Below are 4,148 nucleotides of genomic sequence, written 5' to 3' on the forward strand. Positions count from 1 at the left end.
GTGGCTGGTCGCGCAGTTCCCCGCGCCCCTTTGCGCGTTACGGGCAACGCGCGTTGAGAGGTGCGGCCCTTTCTGAGAGGCGTTGCGTGTATGCCGGTTAGGGGCGCGGGGAACTGCGCGATCAGCCACAGCGCACCCGCGCCCGACAACGCACCGCAATCCTCCACGCGACCGGCGGAGCCAGTCGCACCGCGAAGCCGGCGGAGCCGTCCGCCCCGCCACGGAGTGTCGGGCAGGCAGCTGGGCGGACGGCGTGGGAACGGGCCGCCGCACTGTACGAGGGGGAGCCGGCGGCCCGGCCGGCCTCTTTCGAGGCAGCTCAGTCAACCCGCCCCGCACTCTCCGCGACAGCGCGCACACGCCCCGGATGCGCGTACTCCGTTCACACCCCGTGTGAAGGCCGGCACACTACGCTGTCGGCACCGAATCACCCGGGGGGCACCATGCAGCCCAACACTCTGCTCGACGCGATCCTGGACGAGGCCGGCGTCTCGCACGCGGGACTGGCCGCCCACGTCAACCAGGCGGGCCGGACACGCGGGCTCGCGCTGCGCTACGAGCACACCGCGGTCGCCCGGTGGCTGAAGGGACAGCGGCCGCGCGGCCAGGTGCCCGACCTGATCTGCGAGGTCCTCGCCGCCCGGCTGCACCGGCCCGTCACCCTCGACGACATCGGCCTCGGCGTACCGGGCGAGCCGGCCGCGCCGCACACCGGCTCGTTGTCCGGGTTCGTGGAGCGGGCGACCGCCCTGTGGCGCTCCGACCAGCAGCAGCGCCCGCACATACTGGGCGCGCCCGCGCTCACCGGCACGCCCGCCGTGATGCCGGTGTGGGAGTGGGAGAACCCGCCCGAGGACGTGGACGTCTCCCGCGGCGGCCGGCACCGGGTCACCACGGCCGACCTGGAGATGCTGCGCTCGGCCCGCACCCACTACGAGCAGATGTACCGCAAGGCCGGCGGTGTCGCGACGCGCGCCCGCATCGTCGGCTTCCTCAACACGGAGGCCGCCCCGCTGCTGCGCGGCGGCTACACCGACGCCACCGGCCGCCAGCTCCACCGGGCGACCGGCGGTCTGGTGGCGGTCGCCGGCATCTGCGCGTACGACTCCGACGCGCACGGCCTCGCCCAGCGCTACTTCCACCAGGCCCTGCGGCTCGCCAAGGCCAGCGGCGACCGGGGCCTCGGCGCGTACGTCATCGCGCTGCTGGTCAACCAGGCGCTGTTCCTGCGGGAGTACCGGCAGTCCGTCGCCTTCGCGGAGGCCGCGCTGCGCACCGCCGGCCGGCACATCACCCCGGCGCTCGCCTCCGACCTGTACGCGATGCAGGCCAAGGCGTACGCCCACCTCGGCGACGGCACGGGCGCCCTGTCCTGCATCCGGCGGGCCGAGCAGGCCGCCGAACGCATCCGGCGCGGCTACGAGCCCGACGAGACCGGCTATGTCCAGCCCGGTCTGGTCAACGTCCAGGTGGCGGAGGCGCTGCTCAGCCTCGGCGAACTCGCGGCGGCCGGGGAGCACGCCGCCCAGGCCGTCGACAACCCGGCGCACGACCGGGGCCGTGTGCACCGGCTCGCCATGCTCAGCACGATCGAGCTGCGCCGGGGCAACGCCGACAAGGCGGTCGCCACGGCCGTGCGGATGGCGGAAGCGGCCCGTGGGATGGAGTCCCAGCGTCTGCGCGACAGACTCCGCGCGGTGCGCGAGCACCTGGTGCGCAGCGGGTGCGCGGGCACGGCCGAGGCCGCCGAACTCATCGACGGGGCACTGCGCGTACCGCTCTAGCCCGCCCGCCGTCCCGGGACGCTGCGCCCACCACTGCGCCGTGAGCGGTCGCCGTGCGCCTGCTGCCGGGCCGCTCCGGCTGCGATATTGCCACCTACTCAAGAAAGGTGGCAGAACCGTGCAGTGGACGAAACAGAGCGAACAAAATGTGTACGCGAACCGCTGGTTCAGCGTCAACCTCGCCGATGTCGAACTACCTGACGGCCGGCATCTCGACCACTTCCTCATACGGATGCGCCCCGTGGCCGTCGCCACGATCGTCAACGAGGCGGGCGAGGTCCTTCTGCTGTGGCGGCACCGCTTCATCACCGACAGCTGGGGCTGGGAACTCCCGGCCGGCGTCGTCGAGGACGGCGAGGACGTCGCGGCCGCGGCGGCCAGGGAACTGGAGGAGGAGACCGGCTGGCGGCCGGGACCGCTGCGCCACCTCATGAGCGTGGAGCCGTCCAACGGGCTCACCGACGCCCGGCACCACATCTACTGGGCCGACGAGGGCGCGTACGTCGGACATCCCGTGGACGACTTCGAGTCGGACCGCCGGGAATGGGTGCCCCTCAAGCTCGTCCCCGACCTGGTCGCCCGCGGGGAGGTCCCGGCCGCCAACATGGCGGCCGCGTTACTCCTGCTGCACCACCTGCGGCTCGGACAGGACACCCCACCGGGCAGGCCCTAGCGGCCCAGTGCCTGCCAGACCGCCACAATGAGGGCGCCCACGGCCGTGAGGACCGCGAGGGAGGGCAGCGGCCAGCGGGCGTGCTCCAGTGCGGTGAGCCGGGTGCTCAGCTCCGCCAGCTCCTTGGCGGTCTCCTCGGTGCGGTGGGAGAGAAGGGCGTGTCCGCCCTCGACTCGGGCGTAGGCCACATCGAGCCGGCGTCGTAACTCTGCGAGTTCTCCCTGGACGACGGGGTGCTCGGGATCGGCGGTCACGGACCGCTCCTTTCCGTGTAGTCGTCTCACATCCCTTGCATGTGCATGTCGAGTCAACTCGCCAGGTGGGCGCATGGGGAGAGTGTGCGTACGGCATATGCGAGCCCGGTGCGCACACGCCGTGTGAAAGCCGCGGGCCCGGCACCACCTGAGGTGCCGGGCCCGCCGCGGGGTAGCTGCGTGTAATCAGCCGTAGGTGTAGAACCCCGAGCCGCTCTTGCGGCCGAGGCGGCCCGCGTCGACCATGCGCTGGAGCAGCGGGGGAGCGGCGTACAGCGGCTCCTTGTACTCCTCGTACATCGAGTGGGCGACCGAGGCGACCGTGTCCAGGCCGATCAGGTCCGACAGCTTCAGCGGGCCCATCGGGTGGGCGCAGCCCATCTCCATGCCGTTGTCGATGTCCTCGCGGCTGGCGATGCCCGACTCGAACATCCGGATCGCGGAGAGCAGATACGGGATCAGCAGCGCGTTGACCACGAAGCCGGAGCGGTCCTGGGCGCGGATGGAGTGCTTGCCGAGCACCTTCTCCGTGAAGAGCTGCGCCCGGCTGAGCGTGCCCTCGGAGGTGGTGAGCGCCGGGATCAGCTCGACGAGCTGCTGCACCGGGGCCGGGTTGAAGAAGTGGATGCCGATGACGTGGTCCGGCCGCGACGTGGCGACCGCCAGCTTCACCAGCGGGATCGAGGAGGTGTTGGAGGCCAGGATCGCGTCCGGCCGGGTCACCACCTGGTCGAGCACCTGGAAGATCTCCGTCTTGACCTGCTCGTTCTCGACGACGGCCTCGATGACGAGGTCACGGTCGGCGAACTCGCCCAGGTCGGTGGTGAAGCTCAGGCGCGCCTGGGTCGCCGCCAGCTCCTCCTCGGTGATCTTGCCGCGCTCGGCGGCCTTGGTGAGGGAGTTGAACAGCCGGGTCCGGCCGATCTCCAGGGCCTCGCCGGTGGTCTCGGCGACCTTCACCTCCAGGCCGGAGCGGGCGCACACCTCGGCGATGCCCGCCCCCATCTGACCGCAGCCCACCACGCCGACGCGTGCGATATCTCCCGAGATGCCGGTCACATCGTCCCTTTCGCTGACTCCACGGCTGAACAGGTCCGCCGGGGTCCCCGGCGCCTGCTCCGATCGTGCACGTTACCCCCGCAGTACCGCGGATCCGTCGTCCGGGTCGGGCATGCTGAGGTTCCGTACACGATCCGTGACGGTGCGGATCCACAGCGTTCTGGAGGTCTTCCATGGGCCGTGTCTCGCGTCGGGCCTTCGCGGTGGCCGCGTTGTCGGCGCTCACACTGGCGCCCGCGCCCGCCTCGGCGGCGTCGGCGGCGCCCGCGCCACCGGCGCCGCAGGGCCGGCCGGGGCGGCCCGGGAGCCGTCGCCGGGCCGTCACGGAGATGCGGGGCATGTGGCTCGCCACGGTGAACAACCGAGACTGGCCCAGCC

4 protein-coding genes and 1 pseudogene are annotated in these 4,148 nt (G+C 72.0%); 3 read left to right on the top strand and 2 right to left on the bottom strand.

What is annotated here, in order from left to right; all coding sequences use genetic code 11:
• The first annotated feature begins 443 nt into the window (after nucleotides 1-443).
• Nucleotides 444-1,784: an NsdA family TPR-like regulatory protein gene (locus GTW67_RS01400; RefSeq protein WP_161162969.1), complete on the top strand. Its 1,341-nt coding sequence runs from the start codon at nucleotides 444-446 to the stop codon at nucleotides 1,782-1,784.
• Nucleotides 1,785-1,902: 118 nt separating this feature from the next.
• Nucleotides 1,903-2,457, top strand: coding sequence for an NUDIX domain-containing protein (locus GTW67_RS01405; protein ID WP_161162970.1), 555 nt, complete (start codon nucleotides 1,903-1,905; stop codon nucleotides 2,455-2,457).
• Here GTW67_RS01405 and GTW67_RS01410 read toward each other — a convergent pair.
• Together GTW67_RS01410 and GTW67_RS01415 are read right to left on the bottom strand one after the other, a co-directional pair.
• Complete coding sequence (locus GTW67_RS01410; protein WP_161162971.1) at nucleotides 2,454-2,711, bottom strand: hypothetical protein; 258 nt, start codon at nucleotides 2,709-2,711, stop codon at nucleotides 2,454-2,456. The genes GTW67_RS01405 and GTW67_RS01410 overlap by 4 nt on opposite strands.
• A gap of 186 nt (nucleotides 2,712-2,897) precedes the next feature.
• A complete protein-coding gene (locus GTW67_RS01415; protein WP_161162972.1) occupies nucleotides 2,898-3,770 on the bottom strand; it encodes a 3-hydroxybutyryl-CoA dehydrogenase in 873 nt (290 codons plus the stop codon).
• A 173-nt stretch (nucleotides 3,771-3,943) separates the two neighbouring features.
• Here GTW67_RS01415 and GTW67_RS37365 point away from each other — a divergent pair.
• Nucleotides 3,944-4,148, top strand: a pseudogene (locus tag GTW67_RS37365) (hypothetical protein); the annotation flags it as partial.

The organism is Streptomyces sp. SID5910 (assembly GCF_009862125.1).
Classification (GTDB): Bacteria; Actinomycetota; Actinomycetes; order Streptomycetales; family Streptomycetaceae; genus Streptomyces.

What these genes read in the sequence shown, in the direction of transcription:
- GTW67_RS01400 (WP_161162969.1), top strand. Translation starts at nt 444, where the DNA reads ATGCAGCCCAACACTCTGCTCGACGCGATCCTGGACGAGGCCGGCGTC.